General features: G+C 56.6%; 16 protein-coding genes. 14 read left to right on the forward strand and 2 right to left on the reverse strand.

What is annotated here, in order from left to right; genetic code table 11:
- The first annotated feature begins 47 nt into the window (after positions 1–47).
- From HY298_18815 to dcm, 13 genes are all read left to right on the forward strand, one after another.
- A complete protein-coding gene (locus HY298_18815; GenBank protein MBI3852312.1) occupies positions 48–2,030 on the forward strand; it encodes a redoxin domain-containing protein in 1,983 nt (660 codons plus the stop codon).
- A gap of 389 nt (positions 2,031–2,419) precedes the next feature.
- Complete coding sequence (locus HY298_18820) at positions 2,420–4,033, forward strand: long-chain fatty acid--CoA ligase (GenBank protein ID MBI3852313.1); 1,614 nt, start codon at positions 2,420–2,422, stop codon at positions 4,031–4,033.
- Between the two features lie 152 nt (positions 4,034–4,185).
- Positions 4,186–6,597: an enoyl-CoA hydratase/isomerase family protein gene (locus HY298_18825; GenBank protein MBI3852314.1), complete on the forward strand. Its 2,412-nt coding sequence runs from the start codon at positions 4,186–4,188 to the stop codon at positions 6,595–6,597.
- Between the two features lies 1 nt (position 6,598).
- Positions 6,599–7,780 (forward strand): acetyl-CoA C-acyltransferase, encoded by a 1,182-nt coding sequence (locus tag HY298_18830; GenBank protein MBI3852315.1) that lies wholly within the window; start codon positions 6,599–6,601, stop codon positions 7,778–7,780.
- Positions 7,781–7,794: 14 nt separating this feature from the next.
- A complete protein-coding gene (locus HY298_18835; protein ID MBI3852316.1) occupies positions 7,795–8,550 on the forward strand; it encodes an electron transfer flavoprotein subunit beta/FixA family protein in 756 nt (251 codons plus the stop codon).
- A gap of 1 nt (position 8,551) precedes the next feature.
- Complete coding sequence (locus HY298_18840; GenBank protein ID MBI3852317.1) at positions 8,552–9,523, forward strand: electron transfer flavoprotein subunit alpha/FixB family protein; 972 nt, start codon at positions 8,552–8,554, stop codon at positions 9,521–9,523.
- Positions 9,524–9,547: 24 nt separating this feature from the next.
- Complete coding sequence (locus tag HY298_18845) at positions 9,548–11,611, forward strand: 4Fe-4S dicluster domain-containing protein (GenBank protein ID MBI3852318.1); 2,064 nt, start codon at positions 9,548–9,550, stop codon at positions 11,609–11,611.
- Positions 11,612–11,684: 73 nt separating this feature from the next.
- Positions 11,685–13,478: an acyl-CoA dehydrogenase family protein gene (locus HY298_18850; protein MBI3852319.1), complete on the forward strand. Its 1,794-nt coding sequence runs from the start codon at positions 11,685–11,687 to the stop codon at positions 13,476–13,478.
- A 391-nt stretch (positions 13,479–13,869) separates the two neighbouring features.
- Positions 13,870–14,685: a DNA phosphorothioation system sulfurtransferase DndC gene (dndC, locus tag HY298_18855; GenBank protein ID MBI3852320.1), complete on the forward strand. Its 816-nt coding sequence runs from the start codon at positions 13,870–13,872 to the stop codon at positions 14,683–14,685.
- A 4-nt stretch (positions 14,686–14,689) separates the two neighbouring features.
- On the forward strand, positions 14,690–15,841 hold the full coding sequence (locus HY298_18860) for a hypothetical protein (protein MBI3852321.1): 1,152 nt from the start codon (positions 14,690–14,692) through the stop codon (positions 15,839–15,841).
- A 232-nt stretch (positions 15,842–16,073) separates the two neighbouring features.
- Positions 16,074–17,072, forward strand: a complete 999-nt coding sequence (locus HY298_18865) for a ParB N-terminal domain-containing protein (protein MBI3852322.1) — start codon at positions 16,074–16,076, stop codon at positions 17,070–17,072.
- Positions 17,073–17,078: 6 nt separating this feature from the next.
- Positions 17,079–18,050: a hypothetical protein gene (locus HY298_18870; protein ID MBI3852323.1), complete on the forward strand. Its 972-nt coding sequence runs from the start codon at positions 17,079–17,081 to the stop codon at positions 18,048–18,050.
- A gap of 12 nt (positions 18,051–18,062) precedes the next feature.
- A complete protein-coding gene (gene dcm / locus HY298_18875; protein MBI3852324.1) occupies positions 18,063–19,043 on the forward strand; it encodes a DNA (cytosine-5-)-methyltransferase in 981 nt (326 codons plus the stop codon).
- Here the strand turns inward: dcm and HY298_18880 are convergent.
- Positions 19,032–19,457, reverse strand: coding sequence for a very short patch repair endonuclease (locus tag HY298_18880; GenBank protein MBI3852325.1), 426 nt, complete (start codon positions 19,455–19,457; stop codon positions 19,032–19,034). The genes dcm and HY298_18880 overlap by 12 nt on opposite strands.
- 34 nt (positions 19,458–19,491) lie before the next feature.
- On the opposite strand from HY298_18880, the gene HY298_18885 reads away from it, so the two are divergent.
- On the forward strand, positions 19,492–19,776 hold the full coding sequence (locus tag HY298_18885; GenBank protein MBI3852326.1) for a hypothetical protein: 285 nt from the start codon (positions 19,492–19,494) through the stop codon (positions 19,774–19,776).
- A 570-nt stretch (positions 19,777–20,346) separates the two neighbouring features.
- Here HY298_18885 and HY298_18890 read toward each other — a convergent pair.
- Complete coding sequence (locus HY298_18890; protein MBI3852327.1) at positions 20,347–20,715, reverse strand: response regulator; 369 nt, start codon at positions 20,713–20,715, stop codon at positions 20,347–20,349.
- Between the last annotated feature and the right edge of the window lie 14 nt (positions 20,716–20,729).

Here is a 20,729-nt window from a genome sequence, read left to right on the forward strand (position 1 = left end):
GGTTGTTCAAAAGCACCTTTGCACATATCGTCTGGCCACTCATGCACGTGAAAAAATTTATTGCCCTCGCATTCGGAGGCATGATCCTCACTGGATTGTGCCAGGCACAACCGACTCAATTGGGCATCGACCGCAATGCCGGCATTTCCCGGATCACCGTCCAAGGTGAGCCGAACCGCGATTACACACTCCTTGGAAGCGACATGTCCCCCACCAACTGGACCTTTCTGTCCACGCTCTCCTTCACCAACAACTCCTCGCAATCCTGGTTTGACTCCGCCTCGGCATCCATGCCCGCTCGTTTTTATCGCGCCCTCCAATTAAACCCCAACACCTTGCCCGAATACGCGGATGATTTTCGGCTAATCGACCATCAAGGGGTATCGCGTTCGCTTTACTACTACGACTACACGATCTCCACCAACGTTAAGGCCATCGTGCTCATCTTCACGGGCAACGGGTGCTCCAACGTGGCGCAAATGGTTTCCACCATCAAATCGTTGCGCGACCAGTTCACACCTCAAGGCGTCCTGTTCTGGATGATCGATGCCAACTCGGCGGACAATCGGTCGAACATCGTGACTGAAGCCAACGCGCTTGGAATTACGAACATCCCGATCCTCCATGACCGGGCGCAACTGGTCGCCAACTCTTTTCACGCGACCACCACACCGGAAGTCGTTTGCGTCAACACATTAGATTGGTCCATTTTTTATCGTGGCACCATTGATGACCGCATGGGCAGCAACCCGGTGTCCACCACCCAATATTACCTGTCGAATGCCTTGACCAGTTTTCTGGCAGGTGGAACGGTGACACCTCGGCAGACGCAGACGAGAGGATGCGACATCACCCTGACGTCGATACCCACGCCTTCCTATTCCGCCGACATCGCGCCGCTGCTGCTGGATAAATGCGTGCGCTGCCATAGCCCGGGCAACATCGCGCCCTTCGCGATGACCAATTACGCGGCCGTTTCAAATAAGGCGACACAGATGCGGATCGAAACCCTGGCCGGCCGCATGCCGCCGTGGCACGCGGATCCTTTTTACCAGAGTTTTACGAATGATATTTCTCTGAAAACAAATGAGTCTGCCATGTTGGTTAAATGGCTCGATGCCGGCGCGCCGCGCGGAGGCGGCATTGACCCCCTCACCAATGCTCCGCCGCAGACCAACTATCCCTTTGTCTGGCCCGCCGAGTTAGGCACCCCGGACGTCATCATCCCGATCGGAACCCAAGATGTTCCCGCGAGCGGCCAGATCGATTATGTCAACGTGGCCTTCACTTACAATGGACCTACCCTTCCGCTGCGTGCGGCGGTGATTCTACCTGGCACAGTATCGGTCGTGCATCACATCGCGGCTGGCAACGCACTTGCGGATAATGTCATAAATAGTTTCATGACCCTTTACGTTCCGGGCGTCTATATCGGGGCGTTTCCTTCCAACACCTACAAGCTCTTAACCAACGGAACTTATTTAGGCTTTCAACTCCATTATACCGCCAATGGGACGCACACGAACGACTCCAGTCTGCTCGGCCTTTATACCAATGCGACCGTTTCCGGATCTCCGTTGATACAGACTTCGGTTGCCGACTCGTCAAGCAGTTGGACTATTCCTGCGAACACGAACGAATATCAGTGGATACGGAGTAATGCCGCCTTTAGCACCAACGTCTGGCTGTATGAAGTTTATCCCCACATGCATACCCGCGGTTTGCGCGCCAAATACGAAGCAATCTATACGAACGGAACAAGCGAAGTGTTGCTTTCCGTCCCGCACTACGAATTTCACTGGCAGACGGTATATCGCTTCGCACAACCCAAATACCTGCCCAAAGGTAGCTACATCCGATACACGTGCGCATGGGATAATTCGGTTATGAACAAGGAACTGATGGATGTCTTCACCGACCCGGACAATCCCAACAATTATCGGTACAGTCCCACTAATTCTGTGAAGTGGGGCTTGCAAACCTGGGAGGAAATGTTCATCGGCTATTACAATTACAGTGTGGCGCCGTAAATCACCTTCCAAACAACATCAGTGGCGCTTCACGAATCGCAAGCGCTATTCTTTCTGCCACGTCAAACCGCTCTCCTCGTTGTCGTGACTAAGCGCAGGGATTTCTGTTAAGATTTTCAAAATAGAAGTGCAGCTTCGTTTTCTATTGCAAAACGAGGTTGGCTGCCTTAGAAATCACAAACATTGCCATTGAATTGGTGGAGTTCACGAGCGCCTGTGGATGTGGGGATAATTGATGACTGGTTTAAGAGGTATCTATGAAAGAAGTGTTGTTGGGAAACGAGCTTGCCAACGTTGAAACGCCAAGTCTAACTCTTGCCGACCTCCATGGCCTTCCGGGAGTTGAACCACCGGCGCGGCGTAATTTGGTGGTAAATGCCGGAGTTCACATGACTTATCCAAAAAATAATTTGTCGCAAATGCTCGAGCAGACGGTCGCCAAGTCTGCGCGGGAAACGGCACTGATTTATTTTGGCGCCCGCATCAGTTACGGCGACCTGCTCGACCAGGTGAACCGCGCCGCCGCCGGTCTGCAAGCGCTGGGGATCAAGAAGGGCGACCGCGTGGCGATGATGATGCCCAACTGTCCGCAGTTTGTGATTGGCTATTTCAGCGCATTGAAGGCCGGCGCGATCATCACGGCCACCAGTCCCATCTATACGCCTCGCGAAGCCGGCCATCAGTGGAAGGACGCGGGCGCGTCCGTCATCATCGTGGACCAGCGCCTCCTCCACATCGTCAAGGCCGTGCGCCCGGAACTCCCGGAGCTGAAACACGTCGCCGTCATCGGCATGAGGGATTATTATCCCCAGAACTACAAGTCGCTTTGCCGCAAGCTCCACGCCAAAGGCGGGAGAAAAAGGTCTTCCGCTTTCGCGCAAAGAACCTCCCCTATTACGTGGCCGGAACTCTTGAGAATTTCCAAGACCCCGCGTCCTGTCTCCATCAAGCAGGCTGACATCGCTTGCCTGCAATACACCGGCGGCACGACGGGTTCCTCCAAAGGCGCAATGTTGACACACGGCAACCTGGTCATCAACGCCAACCAAACCCGGCAATGGCTTTCCGCCGGGCGTACCGCCGACCCGGACGTCATGGTGGCCGCGCTGCCGCTGTTCCACATTTACGCGATGACCTGCATCATGATTTGTTCCGTGATGACGGGCGGCACCGTCGTGCTGCTGCCACGCTTTGAACTCAAAGCGGCCCTCAACATCATCCGCAAATATCATCCGAGCTTTTTTCACGGCGTGCCGACGATGTATGTGGCATTCAACAACACGCCCAATGTTGAACGTTATGGATTCAAATCGCTGCGCGTTTGCATGAGCGGCGGCGCGCCATTGCCGATTGAAGTGCGCCAGAAATTCGAGGAGTTGACCGGCGGAAAACTGGTGGAGGGTTATGGCCTCACGGAATCCTCACCCGTCACACACACGAACCCGCCAGATGGCGTGCCCAAAATCGGCAGCATCGGTCTGCCAATCCCCGACACCGAGGTGCGGATCGTGGACATCGAAACCGGCACGCGCGACCTGCCCGTGGGTGAAGCCGGTGAAATCATCATTCGCGGCCCGCAGGTGATGAAGGGCTACTGGAACAAGCCGGAGGAGACGGCCAAAGTATTGCGCGACGGTTGGCTCCACACCGGCGATATCGCGAAGAAGGACGAGGAGGGTTATTACTACATCGTTGATCGCAAGAAGGATTTGATCATCGCCGGCGGTTACAACATTTACCCGCGTGAAGTCGAGGAAGTCCTGTTCGAGCATCCCAAGATCAAAGAGGCCGTCGCCGTGGGCGTCCCCGACCAATACCGCGGCGAAACCGTCAAAGCCTTCATCGTCTTGCACGAGGGCCAGACCACCACGCCCGAAGAAATCCAGGCGTTCTGTCGCGAGCGACTCGCCGCTTACAAAGTCCCGCGCATGGTTGTCTTCCGCGATTCGCTGCCCAAATCCGGTGTCGGAAAATATCTCCGCCGCGAGTTGCGCAACATGTGAGATGAAAATACTCAAATACTCAAATACTCAAATACCCAAGATTACAGCCCCAAGCGTGTTTCATCGGCTAATTGGGTCTTGGGTACTTGGGTGCTTGGGTACTTCGATTCCTAACCCCCTCGTAAACTTTCCGCTTTTTAACTGACCAACCAATCATGCTGACGATCAAAAAAGCCGCCGTCATCGGCGCAGGAAACATGGGCGCTCAAATCGCCGCGCATCTGGCTAATGTCGGAATCCCTTCAATCTTGATGGACGTGGTGCCGACCGAGCTGACGCCGGAAGAACAAAAACGCGGGCTGACCTTGCAGGACCGGGAGGTGCGCAACCGCGTCACCAAGACCTTGTTCGAGCGTGCCAAGAAACTTTCGCCGACTCCTTTCTTCGTTCCAGAGAACACCAAACTCATCACCATTGGCAATATTGAAGATGACCTTCCCAAAATCGCCGACGCCGATTGGGTAATCGAAGCAGTGCTGGAGAAGATGGATCTAAAGCGCAGCTTGCACGCCAAAATCGCGAAGCACGCTCGCGTCGATGCCATCGTCACCTCCAACACTTCCGGCCTTTCCATCAACGGCATGTTGGAAGGATGTTCCAAGAAATATCGCAAGCGATTTTTCGGCACGCACTTTTTCAATCCGCCGCGCTACATGCGGTTGTTGGAAATCATCCCCAACACCGAAACCACGCCCCGGCTGCTCAAGCAATTCACGGAGTTCGGCGAAAATGTTTTGGGCAAAGGGATTGTGCCTTGCAAGGACACGCCCGGCTTCGTCGCCAACCGCATCGGCTGTTTCGCCATGCAGCACGTGCATTGGCTCACGGTGCAGGAAGGTCTGGGACTTGACGAAGTGGATGCGATCTCCGGCCGCGCGCTGGGCCGCCCGGCCAGCGCCACCTATCGGCTCGGCGACATCGTCGGCATCGATCTCATGGTGCAAGTCGGTCTGAACTTTTCCGAGCAACTGAAGAATGACGATCAAATCGCCAAGTATCCACTGCCCGATTACATCGTGGAAATGGTCAAGCGCGGTTGGTGGGGCGAGAAGAAGGGCCAGGGTTTTTACAAACGGGTCAAGACCGAGAAGGGCCGGGAAATCCTGACGCTCGATTACAAGACTCTCGATTATCGCCCGCGCCAACGCGCTCAGTTTCCCTCTCTCGAAACGGTCGGCAAGGCCGCCGATCCCGCCGAACGTCTCCGGGGTCTGTGTGCGGCGACCGACAAGGCTGGCGACTTCGCTTGGAAGCATCTCAGCGCCACCATTTGTTATTCCGCCGACCGGCTTACGGAAATTGCCGATGACGTGGTCACGGTCGATAACGCCATGCGCTGGGGCTTCAACTGGGAGCTTGGCCCGTTTGAAATCTGGGACGCGCTCGGGGTCCGCGAAACGGTCGCGCGTTTGGAAAAGGAAGGACGCGCTGTGCCGACCGTAGTTCGCGACCTGCTCGCCGCGGGCAAGACTTCCTTTTACGAAACTCAGAACGCGCGGCGATTCTTCTTCGATCTTGCCAAGCGGGATTATGTTCCGGTGCCAGTTTCGGAGAAAGCCATCAGCCTGCCGATGTTGCGCAAGGACAACAAAGTCATTCGCAGCAATGCTGGCGCGAGTTTGATCGACCTCGGCGACGACGTCGCGTGCCTGGAATTTCACGTCAAGATGAACGTCATCGGCGGCGAGCAACTCACAATGTTGAAGCAATCACTCGAAGAGGTGCGGAAGAATTTCGCCGGACTGGTCATCGGCAATCAGGGCGACCATTTTTCGGCGGGCGCGAACTTGTTGCTCGTCACCACGCAAATCCAAAATCAGGAGTGGGACGACATCAACGCGAGCATCCACACCTTCCAGCAGGCCACGACCACGCTGCGCCAGTTTGAGAAGCCCGTGGTCTCGGCTTGTCACGGCTACACATTGGGCGGCGGCTGCGAAATCACGATGGGCTCGGACCACGTGGTCATCGCGGCGGAAACTTACATGGGCCTGCCGGAAGTCGGCGTCGGTCTGATTCCCGCCGCGGGCGGCACCAAGGAAATGTTGATTCGTTGCACGGAACATCTGCCGCGCACGCCGGACACGGATTATTTCCCCGGCTTGCAGCATGCCTGGGAAACGATCGGCATGGCGAAGGTTTCGACGAGCGCGCACGAGGCGGCCAAGTTGAAATATTTGCGGATGAGCGATGCGACTGTCGTGCTCAATCGCGATTGGCTCATCGGCGAAGCCAAGGCCAAAGTGCTCCAAATGTCGGCGCAAGGTTACAAGCCCAAGGCGCAACGGGACGACCTCCCGGCTGTTGGCGAGAGCGGTCTGGCGATGTTCAAAATGATTCTCTACCAAATGCGCATGGCCGGACAGATCAGCGAGCACGATCACAAGATCGGCAGCAAACTCGCCTACGTGCTGTGCGGCGGCGATTTGACCTCGTTGCATTTTGTCTCCGAGCAATACATTTTGGACCTGGAACGCGAGGCCTTCCTGAGTCTTTGCGGCGAGGCCAAGACGATGGAACGCATCAAGCACACGTTGAAAACCGGAAAACCATTAAGGAATTAATATGAAAGAAGTTTTTATTGTGTCGGCGGCGCGCACGCCGGTGGGTAAAGCCCCGAATGGCCGCCTCAAAACCGTTCGTCCGGATGATCTCGGTGCCATCGTCATCAAGGAAGTGCTCAAACGCGCACCGCAAATTTCTCCCGAACAGGTCGAAGACGTCATCATCGGCTGCGCGATGCCCGAGGGCGCGCAAGGCATGAACATGGCGCGCATTTCATGTCAACGCGCCGGACTGCCCGACACCGTTCCCGGCGTGACCATCAATCGCTTTTGCGCCTCCGGGTTGGAGGCGATTGCCATGGGCGCGCAACGAATCATGAGCGGCATGGCTGACATCGTGATCGCCGGCGGCGCCGAAAGCATGAGCCAGGTGCCCATGGGTGGATTCAAAATGGCGCCCAATCCCTGTCTCGTGGAACAGATGCCGGACGCCTACCTCGCGATGGGGTTGACCGCCGAAACTGTGGCCAGCAAATTTCAAGTCTCGCGCGAAGACCAGGACGCCTTCGCTTACGAAAGTCATCAGAAGGCCATTGCCGCCATCGACGCCGGGCGATTCAAGGAAGAATCGGTTTCCGTCAGCGGGCGCGAAGTCACCTTGGACGAAAAAAGCAAACGAAAGGTCACGGAGTTTGTTTTCGAGGTCGATGAAGGTCCTCGTCGCGACACAACACCGGAAAAACTCGCCGCGTTGCGCCCGGCGTTTAATCCCAAAGGTTCGGTGACGGCCGGAAACGCTTCTCAGCGCAGCGATGGTGCTGCCGCTGTCATCTTGATGTCAGGCGAAAAGATGAAGGAACTCGGCCTAAAACCGCTGGCGCGGTTCGTTACGTATGCCGTTGGCGGAGTGCCGCCCGGCATCATGGGCATCGGTCCGGTGGCCGCGATTCCCAAGGCTTTGAAAAATGCCGGCTTGAAAATTGCGGACATCGATTTGATCGAATTGAACGAAGCCTTTGCCAGCCAGGCGCTCTCCGTCATCCGGCAATGCGAGTTGCCGCGCGACCGCGTCAACGTCAACGGTGGTGCCATCGCGCTCGGCCATGCGCTCGGCGCGACGGGCGCGAAGCTGACCGTCAGCATCATCAACGAACTCAAGCGGCGCAACGGTCGTTACGGTCTCATCACAATGTGCATTGGCGGCGGGATGGGCGGCGCGGGCATTGTGGAACTAGCGGCGTAAGTGAAGGAGATTCTTTGAAAATATTGGTGCCGCTGAAGCGCGTCCCCGACCCGGACACAAAAATTCGCCTGAAAACAGATGGCTCGTCCGTCGATTGGGACGGAGTTAAGTTTGCCATCAATCCCTTCGACGCCATTGCGCTGGAGGAGGCGTTGCGCATCGAGGAAAGCCAGGGCGAAATCGACATCGTCGTCGTCAGCATCGGCGGCGATGAGTGCACGGAGCAATTGCGCGCCGGACTGGCGATGGCCGCAGACCGCGCGTTGCTGATTCGCGCCGAACCCGACCTCGACCCGCTGGCCATCGCCAAAATATTCGTCGCCGTTTACAAATTGGAAAAGCCCGACTTCGTCCTCATGGGCAAGCAGGCCATCGACGACGACTCCAATCAAGTCGGCCAGATGCTCGCCGCGTTGCTTGGTATTGGCCAGGCGACCTTTGTTTCCAAATTGGAGTTGCTGGACAACAACACCCGGGCGTGCTGTGGACGCGAGACCGACGCGGGCATCGAAACCGTCGTGGTCAAACTGCCGGCCATCATTACCACCGATTTGCGCCTGAATGAACCGCGCTACGTTTCGCTGCCCGGCATCATGAAGGCCAAGAAAAAGCCGCTGGAGGAAATCACGGTGGCTGATCTCGGTGTGACTGTCGCTTCGCGCACCAAGGTTCTCGCCCTCGAACCGCCGCCCAAGCGCAAGGCCGGCGTGCGCGTCAAGACCGTCGATGAACTCGTGGACAAACTGAAAAACGAAGCCAAGGTCATTTGATATGGCAAAGATTCTCGTCCTAGCGGAACACGATGAGGGCCAGCTCAAGCTCGCCACGCTTTCGGCCATGGGCTTCGCGCACGAAGTTTGCGCCGATGCGGGCGGCTCGTACGACGTCTTGATTTTAGGTGAAGGCATCTCCGCCGCCGTGGAATTGCTGCGGGGTTACGGCGCAGCTTCCGTGCTGGTTGCCGACCACGCCGCCCTTAAAGACCCGCTGGCCGACAAATACGCCCGCGTCATTGACGAAGTGGCGCGCGTGCAAAACGCCACGATGGTCGTGGGCGCAGCTTCGACGTTCAGCAAGGACGTACTGCCGCGCGCGGCCGCGTTGTTGGATGCCGGCATGATCAGCGACGTAAATGACGTGCGCTCGGACGGCAACGATTTTATTTTCAAACGCATCATGTTCGCGGGCAACGTCATCGCCACCGTGAAACTGGACGGCGCTTTGAAGTTTTTGACCGTTCGCTCGGCGGCCTTCGCGCCGCCGCCCAAAGTAGCCGGGACTTCGCCAATCACGTCAGTAGCCGTGGACGCCGGCAAACTGCCATCGCAAATCGAATATGTCGGACGCGAGGCAAAAGTCGCCGGTCGGCCCGATTCAACCGAAGCGCGGGTGGTCGTATCCGGCGGACGCGCAATCAAGAACGCCGAAGATTTCGAGCAACTGATCGGCGGCCTGGCCGACGTGCTCGGCGGCGCGGTGGGTTCATCCCGCGCACTCGTGGATTCCGGCATCACTCCGAATTCGTTGCAAGTCGGGCAAACGGGCAAGATCGTCGCCCCCGATTTATACATCGCCGTCGGCATCTCCGGCGCGATTCAACACATGGCGGGCATGAAGGACACCAAGGTCATTGTTGCCATCAATAAGGACGCGGAAGCGCCGATTTTCGAGATCGCTGATTACGGTCTGGTCGGCGACGTGTATCAAATCGTGCCGGAGTTGATGGAGAAATTGAAAAAATAGTTTTATCCGGCTGGTTTCAAATCAATGCAACCCACCCGCGAAACCTTCGGCAACATCCCGCATTCGTCGCAGATCATTTTCTATTGCCTGACGGTGGTGACGATGGCGGTGTTCGCCTTTGGAATCTGGCGGCGATTCAAGTTGTGGCGTCAGGGCACACCCATCGGCGTCAAAGAGCTGATCGTCGGCAACCTCAAACAAGTCTGGGCCAAAGTGCAGCCAGGAGTGCGGCGTTTAATGGTGGAAGGGTTGGGACAAAAACGGGTGCGCGGTCGCGGCCTAGCAAGCTGGGCGCATATCATGCTCTTTGCCGGCTTTATGATGTTGTTTCTCGGCACGACAATGCTGGAGATCGACCACCTGTCTTCGGGAATTTCGGAGGCACTGCATTTTCACAAGGGAACTTATTACGTCATTTATGAGTTCACCTTGGATGTCTTCGGTCTTTTGTTCCTGATCGGCTGCAGTTTGTTTTTGTGGCGGCGGACGCGGCGACCGTCGAGCGTCGGCCACAAGGCGACTGACTGGTATGTGCTCGGTTCGTTCATCGCCATTGGCGTCACCGGCTATCTGCTGGAAGGATTGCGCATGACCTGGCAGCACCCGACTGGCATTGCCGCGCAATGTTCACCGGTGGGACTGTTGATCGCGCAGTGGTTCTCCGGTCTGAGCGACAGCGCAGCGCGTTCGGCACACTTCACAGTCTGGTGGCTTCACGCTTTTCTCGTGTTCGGCTTCATCGCATCGATTCCCTACACGCGGCTGATGCATTTCATCACCGGTCCGATGAATCTTTTCCTCGCTCAACCCATGCTCGGCAAGCTCGTGCCGGTATCCATGGAGGAAGTGGAGAAGACCGAACGCGTCGGCGTCAGCGCGGTTACCCACTTCAATCAACAACAACTCCTGAGTCTTGATGCCTGCATGGAATGTGGTCGTTGCGAAGATGCTTGTCCCGCCTTCGCCACGGACAAACCGCTGTCCCCGAAAAAGGTCGTTCAAGATTTGAAAGCGTTGATGACCCTGAATCTCACGCCTCACGCATCACCCACCACGCAGATTCAGCGCGCATTGCACGGCGACACCATTCAAGCCGAAACACTCTGGTCGTGCACGGCCTGCAGCGCGTGCGTGAACGTCTGCCCGGTGCGGATCGATCCGCTCACGTTGATCACGGACATGCGCCGCAATCGCGTCGGCGAAGGCACGTTGAGCGGCACGGCGGCGACGGCGTTGCGCCGGATGCAATCCAGTTCCAATCCTTGGGGCTTGCCCGCCGCCGACCGCCCGAACTGGTCGGAGGGTTTGGGCGCGCCCACGGTCAAGGAGAATCCAAATTTCGAAGTGCTATATTGGATCGGCTGCGCCGGGTCGTATGATCGCCGGGCGCAACGCGTCGCGCGCGCCGTGGTGAAACTGTTGAAGCACGCGAACCTCAACTTCGCCATCCTTGGCCGCGAAGAAAAATGCACCGGCGAATCCGCGCGCCGCCTCGGCGACGAGTTTTTGTTTCAGGAACTGGCCCAGGCCAACATCGCCACGCTGGCCAAATACAATGTTCGTAAAATCCTCGCGCACTGTCCACATTGCCTGAACAGCCTGCTCAAGGATTACTCGCAGTTCGGCGGACAATACGAGGTGATTCATCACACCCAGTTCATCTCCCAACTGATCAAGGATGGGCGATTGAAAATCCCCAGCCCCGCCGGTCAAAGCGACACCGGCGCGGTGACGTATCACGACCCGTGCTATCTCGCCCGCGTCAACGGCATTCACGAGGCGCCACGCGAGGTTCTGAGGACGGCCTTGGGCGCGTCCTCCTCACCGCCTGACTTTCGCGAAATGCTGCGTAATCGGGAAAAGACCTTTTGCTGCGGCGCGGGTGGCGGGCGCATGTGGATGGAGGAAGACCCGAAGCAACGCATCTCCACGGTGCGCGCCAAGGAAGCCCTGGTCACCGGCGCCAAGACGGTTGCGGTCGGTTGTCCATTCTGCCTGACGATGGTCACCGACGGTGTGGCGGCTCAGGACAGTTCCGCGCGCGTGCTGGACGTGGCGGAAATTCTCGCGGAGAAACTGGGCGTCTGACGTTCCCACCGCTTGCATGAACTTTTGAATTCTGTTTCACTTAACCAACACTAAAACAAAACAAGAAAACATTATGTCAGAACTAAAGAAATTGCCTCCTCACCTCATCGGCGGAAACTTTTTACTCACGGAAACCGACCCCAGCCTGGTTTTCACCCCGGAGGAATTGACGTCCGACCAACGCATGATGGCGCAGACAGCCGAGAAGTTTGTCGAAAAGGAGGTCATGCCGAACGTCGAAGCCCTGGAACATCAACAGGACGGGATCGGCCCGGCGCTGTTCCGCAAGGCTTGCAAGCTCGGTTTGATCGGGATGGAAACCCCTGCCGAATTTGGCGGCCTCGGCCTCAATAAAGTCACCGGCATCGGCGTCTCGGAGCAACTCACGCGCCTCGGCGGGTTCGGCGTCACCTGCGGCGCGCACAGCGGCATCGGCACGCAACCACTCATTTATTTTGGCAACGAAGCGCAAAAGAAAAAATATCTGCCCAAGCTCGCCAGCGGCGAATGGATCGCCGCCTACGCGCTTAGCGAAACCGGCTCCGGTTCGGACGCGCTCGGTATGAGGACCAAAGCCACGCTCACGCCCGACGGAAAACATTACGTCCTCAACGGCACCAAAATGTGGATCTCCAACGCCGGCTGGGCGGACTTGATCACGGTCTTCGCCAAGGTGGACGGCAAACTCGTCACGGCGTTCCTGGTGGAACGGACTTTCCCCGGCGTTTCCACCGGCAAGGAAGAACACAAACTCGGCATCAAGTCTTCCTCCACGCGCCGCGTCATTCTCGAAGACGTCAAAGTGCCGGTCGAAAATGTCTTGGGCGAGATCGGCAAGGGCGCCTACATCGCGTTCAACATATTGAACCTTGGCCGCTTCGGCTTGGGCGCGGGTTGCATCGGCGGCTCCAAAGATTTGTTGAAGGTCGCTACCAAGTACGCTCTCGAACGCCAACAGTTCGGTCGGCCCATCGCGTCGTTTGGTTTGATTCAACACAAGCTGGCGGAAATGGCCGTGCGGATTTTTGCCGGCGAAAGCACGACGTATCGCACCGCCGCCATGATCGACGCCGTGATGGCCACCGGCGAGATGATGGACTCCCCGGCCTTCGCGCGCGCGCTGGACGAGTTCGCGCTAGAATGCTCCATCATCAAGATCGTATGCAGCGAGATTCTCGGCTACGCAGCGGATGAAACCCTGCAGGTTCACGGCGGTTACGGTTTCACCGAGGAATTTCCTGCCGCGCGCGGCTATCGCGACTCGCGTATCAACCGCATTTTCGAAGGCACGAACGAAATCAACCGGCTGTTCATCCCCGGCAACCTCATGCGCCGCGCGCAAAAGGGACGCTTCCCGCTGATGGAAGCCGTCAAGAAAGTCAGCAAGGAAGTTCTCGACCTTTCGCCGTCACTCGATGCCGACGGCGACGAACTGGCCGCTGCGCAATCGCTCCTTGCCAACGCGAAGAAACTTGTGCTTCTGCTCGCCGGCATCGCCTACCAGAAATTCGGCGACAAGCTTATCGAAGAACAGGAAGTGCTGGCATGTCTCAGCGACATCATCAGCGACATTTACCTGGCCGAAAGCGCCCGACTGCGGACGTTGAAGGTGCGCAAGTCAAACGTCCGCCAGTCGATCATGGCCGACCTGACGCTCGTGTTCGTCAACGACGCCGTCGGGCGGATGGAAGCCTTGGCGCGTACGGCATTGACCGCCACGTCGGAAGGCGATGAATTGCGCGCGCAACTGGGAATCGCGAAACGACTGTTGCGCTGGCAACCACTCAACACCGTGGCGATGCGCCGCCGCATTGCCAAACGCTTGTGCGAAGTTGGCAATTATTCGGCGTTGGTTGCGGAGAAGTAAGTTGGGTAGGGACGCCGCGCTGCGGCGTCCAGTCGGCCTCAGAGCGATTACGGTATTGGTTTTAGCGACTCAGCCGAGGTTGGAGTTCAAGCTTCAGCTTGGCCGCACGCTAGTTCTTTAATCGGAGCAAGCTGAAGCTTGAACTCCAACGCCAAAGTCCTCGCAGCCGGACGGGATGCTGGCGGATAACAGCGCCACGCCTTCGCGGCTCGCGTGCTAATGCCCATCTTCCGCCCTCCGCCTTCTAACTTATGGCTTCTGTTTTGTGCTTCTCAGCCTTCTCCCTTTCCTCTCCGCCTCGACTGGGGAGAGGATAAAGGTGAGGTGTCGAAATCCCACGCGCCCTAAAAGTTCTTCCCAGTTTTCGCGCCCTGCGCTATCGTCGCCCGCGATGGCATCCACGTCTTACCAGGAAATCAGAGATTCGTTGCGGCAACTTTACCTGGACGACCCACGCCCTTGGCTGGTCGGCTTCAGCGGCGGCAAGGACAGCACGATGGTTGCCTCAGTCATCGTCGAAACCATTGCGGGCATCCCCGACGGTCAGCGGAAGAAGCCGGTCGCCATTCTTTGCACCGACACGCGCGTCGAGATTCCTGCCATCGCAGAGACGATCGAGAGCACACTTGCCAGGATCAACAAGTTCTCCCAGCAAGCTGCCCTCAATATCGAAGTCAACCTTCTCAAACCGCCCGCCGAACAATCCTTTTGGGTGAACATCATCGGGCGCGGGTACCCGCCGCCCAACCGAGTCTTTCGCTGGTGCACGCAGCGCCTCAAGATTGATCCCGTCACCGTGTTTGTAAACCAGCGCATTGGGCACTGGGGCGAAGCCATCCTGCATCTCGGCGCGCGCCGCGCCGAAAGCTCCACCCGCGCACAGACGATGGCAAACCGCGACACGCGCGACGGCTTGAACCGTCACCCCGATCTCCCGCGCGTCTGGGTTTCCAACCCCATCGAATTCCTTACCACCGAGGAAGTCTGGGCTTATCTCCTCCAAAAACCGAACCCGTGGGGCGGCGACAACCGCCCGCTCTACAAACTCTACGCCAGCGCCTCCAACGGCGAATGTCCCATCCAGATTGACACCAGCACGCCCAGTTGCGGCAACTCCCGCTTCGGCTGCTGGACCTGCACCGTTGTCGAACGCGACAAAGCCGGCGAAGGCCTGCTGGCCCTTCGGAGTGAAACCATCTGGAACTAAAGCGATGAACTACTGGCTCGATTTGTTTACCGGCGCAACTTGGGACGAGTTTCAGAAAGCTGGTGCGAATGTCTCAGGTTTTCGCCCGCGCATGCGAAACGCCGCAAAGAATGTTAAGCCGGGAGACATTCTTCTCTGCTACCTCACCGGAGTAATGCGCTGGGTCGGAGCATTGGAGGTTGTCGGGTTAAGCAGGGACGACCGTCCGATCTGGAAGGACGTTGATTTCCCGGTACGGTTCGATGTTAAGCCGCTGGTCGTTCTACAGCCGGAGAATGGCATCCCGATGAGCGAACTCGAAGGCCGGGTCAATTTTTACCGAAGCGCGAAAGACCGTGGCAAGTTCAGAGGTTTCGTCCGGATGAGTCCAAATCGTTTTGGAGTGGAAAAGGACGGAGCATTGGTCTTGGATCTTCTGAGGCAGGCGCAATCTTCACCGATTGCGCGTCCCGTTGACCCGAAAAAACTGGCCTACCGGCCCAAGTTGTTCAAGGCCGAGCAACGGAAAGGTAAGCGGACAGTTTCCGTTGTTGTCAGCGTTCCCGAGCCAGAAGAGACACAACTTGAGATTCCCGATGAACAAGTGTCGGAGTCTCAAGAAATTTCCGCCGTCAGCAAGCACACCGAGATTCAATACAACCTTTTGAGTCTCGGTGCTGACATGGGCAACGACGTTTGGGTGGCGCGCAACGACCGCTCCAGACAATGGCAAGATCAGGTGCTCGGCGAAATGCCTCGAATGGTGGCAGAGCTTCCGACACAATTCAACGAAGTCACGAACAAGACAATCGAGTTGATTGATGTTCTGTGGCTGAAGGGGAACTCCATTGTGGCTGCGTTCGAGGTCGAAAGCACTACGAAGATTTACTCTGGCCTGCTGCGAATGAGCGACTTGTTGGCCTTGCAGCCCAATCTGGAAATCAATCTCTTCCTCGTTGCGCCAGATGAGCGGCGTGACAAGGTCGAGCAAGAAATTTTGCGCCCCACTTTCGCGTTGCGGGAAAAACCTTTGGCCAAGGTCTGCGGTTTCATCGCCTTCTCGACGTTGCTGGATAAACTTCAGGGCATCAGACGGCTGAATCTCGCAGCCTCGCTAAAGCCGGATTTCCTTCAGAAGATCGCAGAGTATTTTGAGACGGACGAAGCTGCTGTATGAACGCGCTGACGCAATTCGACGAGCAGGCAGTCAAGCGTTGAACCGTGTTTACAGTTTGAGCGATATGAGCAAATCAACTAAAACTTCAGACGTGAAAAAGAAATTGGGCAAGCCGAGCCTCAAGCCTCGCGAGGTGACCGAGAAACCAGTGGGCAAGTTGGTATTCGACACCCTCAATCCACGGTTGCCGTCGTATCTGAATAAGGGAAGCGAGACTGATGTGATTCAGTGGATGCTCGACGAAGCGAATATCGTCGAGTTGATGGGAGCGATTGGAGAGCAGGGGTATTTCGAGGGAGAGCCACTCATCGTCGTCGAGACCAAAGCAAACAAAGGCGTGTTCGAGGTTGTGGAGGGCAACCGACGCCTAGCAGCTGTGAAACTCCTCAGTCATCCTGAACTCGCCCCAACACACAAGAACGCCGTCGCGACTGCAAGTGCCCAAGCGAAGCACAAACCAACCGATATTCCTGTACTGGTTTTCGATGAACGCAGTGAAGTATTGCGTTACTTGGCGTACCGGCACATCACAGGCGTTGAACAGTGGAATCCTCTTCAGAAAGCGCGCTATCTGAAGCAGCTTGCGAATGAGCCTGACTTCAAGAAGCTTGGCAAGGATGAGTTGCGCCAGCGGTTGGCGAAAGAGATCGGAAGCAACGCCAACTACGTCGCACGGTTGTTGGCTGGCCTTGCGGTCTATGCCAAAATTGCTGATCAGGGATTCTTCAAGATTCCGGGACTCGATGAGCGAACGATCTCATACTCGGTGCTCACGACGGCTTTGACGTATTCGAGTCTGGCCCGACACATCGGGTTGGACAGCCCTACGGATGACGATGCCGCGAAGATTAAGTTAAAGGGGCTGGAGGAGCTTGCCAAATGGGTCTTTGAGGAAAACACGGAAGGGTTTACCCGTGTCGGCGAATCACGCGGGCTCAAAAAACTTGCGCGCATTGTCGAAACGGACAAGGCGCTGCAGAAGTTCCGGGATGGACGCAGTCTTGACGAGGCTTTCGCCTTTACCACCGGCCCGGCCGAAGCATTTCGCGATGCTCTTCGCCAGGGCAAGTCGCAGTTGGAAATCGCTCGCGACACCGTGCATCTCATCGACAATCACCAACAGGAAGACGCAGACCTTCTTAAGGAAATCCAGCGAATTACCAGACTCGTCTCAGGTCACGTCGAGGACAGCTTGGCGAATTCTACGAAGAAGAGCACCGACGCCAAGTAGCCCGCCATGACATACTCCCTGCCGAAGCATACCGCGTTTGACCAGCACCATTGGGCTGATTGGGTCGAACTATTGTGCCTTGCTGACCCCGATGGCGAAATGTCAGCTAGTCGCGTTATCCAACAAGCAGGGCAGCGCAACAAGGATTTGGGGGAGGCGCAGGAGGTCGATGATCTTGACGACGTTTCCGACGCGGAATTGGACAAGGCGGAGCTTGGCGACAAGTGGCGGGAACGGGTTGACGAGTGGTTCGGTCACTTGCATTTCCGTGCAAAGCATTTCGGCGATAGTTATCCTTTTGAAGTGAAGGGCGGCCCTTCCTTGCTGAAAAAGCGGGCGGAGCTGACCGAACGCCACAAGCTCTACGTGGCCTTGCTCATGGCATCGAATCTAGGCTACTTCAACGCCTACCAATCTGACCTGACCGCCAGTTTTGAGTTGCTATGTTTGGAGGTATTCAGATCGTGGTTGCCCGAACGCGCCCAAGTACATTTGTTTGGGAGCAATAAGCTGAACGAAGGAATTTTCTCAGGCCATCTCTTGGCGAAGATTGGCAAACTCGCTGAACACTTGAACGAACACATTCACCCGGATATCAGCGAAGACTCGTTTGCGCCAGAGGACGCTGGCGACAATGGACTTGACCTCGCGGCATGGATACCGGTGGGTGACTCTTCGCCGGGCACGGTGATTTTCTTTGGCCAATGCGCCTGCACCACAGAATGGGTTCGGAAACAGGATTCGTCAGCTTACGAGGCATGGAGCAGCGTGATCACGCTTGCGTCCCGTCCACTGAATGTCGTGTTCATCCCGTTTTGCCTCAGGTCGGCTTCCGGTTCGTGGCATTCGCCTCAGGATCAACACCGACATGTTCTTATGGATCGCTCACGCGTCATGCACTTCTTGGAGGACAAGGTTAAAGACCTGCTTGGCTTGCCGGCTTTCAAGGCAGTGGACGAATGCTTGGCCAATGGATGATCTTGATTGCGTATGAAAGTCCAACTCACAGCGGTGTCATTGTTCTCGGGCTGCGGAGGATTCGATTACGGTGCAGTCCAAGCCGGGGTGAGGATCATTTGGGCGAATGACAACGATCCCTACGCCGCCTCAGCTTACAAGTCCATCTTGCCGGATATTCCATTCACGCAAGGCGACATACGGGACATCGAGGATTTCCCGAGAGCTGACATTCTAATCGGCTGCTACCCTTGCACCGGTTTCAGCGAGGCTGCTCGCCGCCGTCCGAAGGACTTCAGCAAGCGCGATCTCCGCGCGAATCCGGGCAATTACCTTTACCGAGAGTTCCTTCGCGCATTGAGGCAAGTCAAACCGAAGTTCTTGTTTGTGGAAAACGTGAAGGGCATGCTGACAGCTGAGCAGGGATGGTTTTTCGAGAGACAGTTGGATGGATTTCGGCGACACGGCTTTCGCGTTCAGTTCAAACTCCTGAATGCTGCCCATTACGGCGTCGCTCAGGAGCGACGGCGAATTTTCATCGTTGGGGTACATGAGGACGTCACGAACTTTGAGTACGAATTCCCCAAACCTACCCACGGGCCTGATACGAGTACTCCATTCACGGTACTGCGTGACGCCATCGGCGATTTGGTTGCGAAACCAGATGACGACCATTGCCGGAAGAAATTTCACGGACACTACCTGACGAGAAACCGAAAACGAAATTGGGATGAGCTTAGTTACACGGTCGTTGCCCATGCCGGCCATGTGCCGCTGCATCCCGATGGGCGGCCGATGAAACGAACCGGCAAAGACCGTTACGTGCTCCAAGGCAAAACCAACCGCAGGCTCAGTTGGCGGCAATGTGCTGCGATCCAAGGCCTGCCGGATCAGATCGCTGTTGATGGCGGAATCTTCGCCAAGTACCGGGTGGTGGGCAATGCCGTTCCGCCACCTTTGGCGAGAGCGTTGTTGATGCCGGTCGTCAAAGGCTGGCAGAAGTTAAAACGGTAGCCTTGCCGTTTTCAGCAAGGCTCTCTTGACCCGACTGAGTACCTGCTGTGGCTGACTTAACTCATGTGCCCAGACACGAACCACACGCCAGCCAGAGGTTCTCAGGCTTCGGTTGATTTGTCGGTCGCGTAGGCGGTTGCGGGCCAACTTCGCCATCCAATACCTGCGATTGGTCTTCGGCTGATGTCCATGCGTCGGACACCCATGCCAAAAACATCCGTCAACAAAAACTGCAAGGCGCCGTTCCCGGAATACGAAATCAGGCTTGCCGGTAACCTTGACATGCCTCCGCCAACCTCTGATGCCGTGCTTTCGGAATAACGCAGCCAGTTTGATTTCCGTGTCCTTGTTGCCGGTCGCGCGAATAGCCGCCATGATCTGCGACCTTTTACGTTTGGAGAAAGCGTCAGCCACGATCCCAGCATAATGCAAAGAGCTCGTGACAGCGATGCACGCGTTTCCAATTCGACGCCGTGACCTGAACAATCAGAAAGCGGCGGGCGGAATCCTGCTCACGCTGGAAAAGCCCACCAAACCCATGCGCGACGAAGCCGTGGACGCGGGCGGTTACGAGTCGAAGCTCTGGCACGACAAGGATTATCCAAAAATCCAACTGCTTACGATTGAGGGTTTGTTGAGCGGCACCGAGCGCGTGGACGCGCCGCCGCAAATGAATCCCTTTGCCAAAGCGCAACGCGAAGCCAAGCCGGAGAAGCAGACGGAGTTGATTTAGAAATAGGTGAAAATGCGGCTTGTCAAATCTGACGATTCTGGCATGGATTACTCTGCGATCACAGGCCGCTGGGATCGCCCTCGGCAAGACCCTGACCGAAGGAATTCCGCAAAATGGAACCAAACGCATTCATCTGCCCCGAATGTGGCTCTCCGCAGCGGGGCGAAACAGTGTTGTTGGCAACGGATTTGAAAGAACCGAATCTGTGGTGGAGCGTTCTAAGGCGGATTCAGTGTGGGCAATGTCAGTCAACCATTCCTGGTCGTTTGGGTGAGCGATGGGAGCAGCTTAGTTTGGAGCAGGCGCAAAAGGAGTGGCGCGAGGTTTATCGAGCATCGCAGCCTGCCTGGCGCGACCGGTGAAGTAATTCAACGCGTAGCCTGGCCGGAGAAGCAGACGGAGTTGATTGAGGATGGAGTCGTTGGCAACCATCCAAGGTCACTTATCATCGGTTGTGCCAGTGGCCGGCAAAATAGCCGGCTCGGCCGCGAATTGGCGAGAAATGGATTCCTCAAAAATCAGCAATCAGGTCATGCGGAATTATCAGCCGGCAAAAGTTGACTCGGCGGTTCATAGGTGTGACCGCATTGCCTTCTTCACCATGGCCAATAGTTCATCGGCCTGAAACGGCTTTGCCAAAGTGTCAACAGCTCCCAAGTGTTTGGCCAGGCGGAGCACATGGAATGCTCCCGGCCTGCCACAGATGGCTATGATCGGAACTTCTGGAAAATCCTTGCGAAATTCCGCGATGGTTTCCATTCCCTCCTGCGTTGGCATGAAGAGGTCGGTAATGACCAGATCTGCGGGGCTGGCACGGTGTGCCTCTACCCCTTCCCGCCCATCCGAAGCCGAAACGACGTCGTAGCCTTCCAACCTGAGAGTTTGCTCCAGCATCTCCCTCATCCCGGCATCGTCGTCTATGACAAGGATTCGTGGCATTCCGCCTCGATTTC

Source organism: Verrucomicrobiota bacterium (assembly GCA_016200005.1).
Lineage (GTDB): Bacteria > Verrucomicrobiota > Verrucomicrobiia > Limisphaerales > PALSA-1396 > PALSA-1396.

What these genes read in the sequence shown, in the direction of transcription:
- HY298_18840 (MBI3852317.1), top strand. Translation starts at nt 8,552, where the DNA reads ATGGCAAAGATTCTCGTCCTAGCGGAACACGATGAGGGCCAGCTCAAG.
- HY298_18885 (MBI3852326.1), top strand. Translation starts at nt 19,492, where the DNA reads ATGCACGCGTTTCCAATTCGACGCCGTGACCTGAACAATCAGAAAGCG.
- HY298_18820 (MBI3852313.1), top strand. Translation starts at nt 2,420, where the DNA reads ATGACTTATCCAAAAAATAATTTGTCGCAAATGCTCGAGCAGACGGTC.
- HY298_18865 (MBI3852322.1), top strand. Translation starts at nt 16,074, where the DNA reads ATGCTCGACGAAGCGAATATCGTCGAGTTGATGGGAGCGATTGGAGAG.
- HY298_18850 (MBI3852319.1), top strand. Translation starts at nt 11,685, where the DNA reads ATGTCAGAACTAAAGAAATTGCCTCCTCACCTCATCGGCGGAAACTTT.
- HY298_18890 (MBI3852327.1), bottom strand. Translation starts at nt 20,715, where the DNA reads ATGCCACGAATCCTTGTCATAGACGACGATGCCGGGATGAGGGAGATG.
- HY298_18870 (MBI3852323.1), top strand. Translation starts at nt 17,079, where the DNA reads ATGACATACTCCCTGCCGAAGCATACCGCGTTTGACCAGCACCATTGG.
- HY298_18860 (MBI3852321.1), top strand. Translation starts at nt 14,690, where the DNA reads ATGAACTACTGGCTCGATTTGTTTACCGGCGCAACTTGGGACGAGTTT.
- HY298_18830 (MBI3852315.1), top strand. Translation starts at nt 6,599, where the DNA reads ATGAAAGAAGTTTTTATTGTGTCGGCGGCGCGCACGCCGGTGGGTAAA.
- HY298_18845 (MBI3852318.1), top strand. Translation starts at nt 9,548, where the DNA reads ATGCAACCCACCCGCGAAACCTTCGGCAACATCCCGCATTCGTCGCAG.
- dndC (MBI3852320.1), top strand. Translation starts at nt 13,870, where the DNA reads ATGGCATCCACGTCTTACCAGGAAATCAGAGATTCGTTGCGGCAACTT.
- dcm (MBI3852324.1), top strand. Translation starts at nt 18,063, where the DNA reads ATGAAAGTCCAACTCACAGCGGTGTCATTGTTCTCGGGCTGCGGAGGA.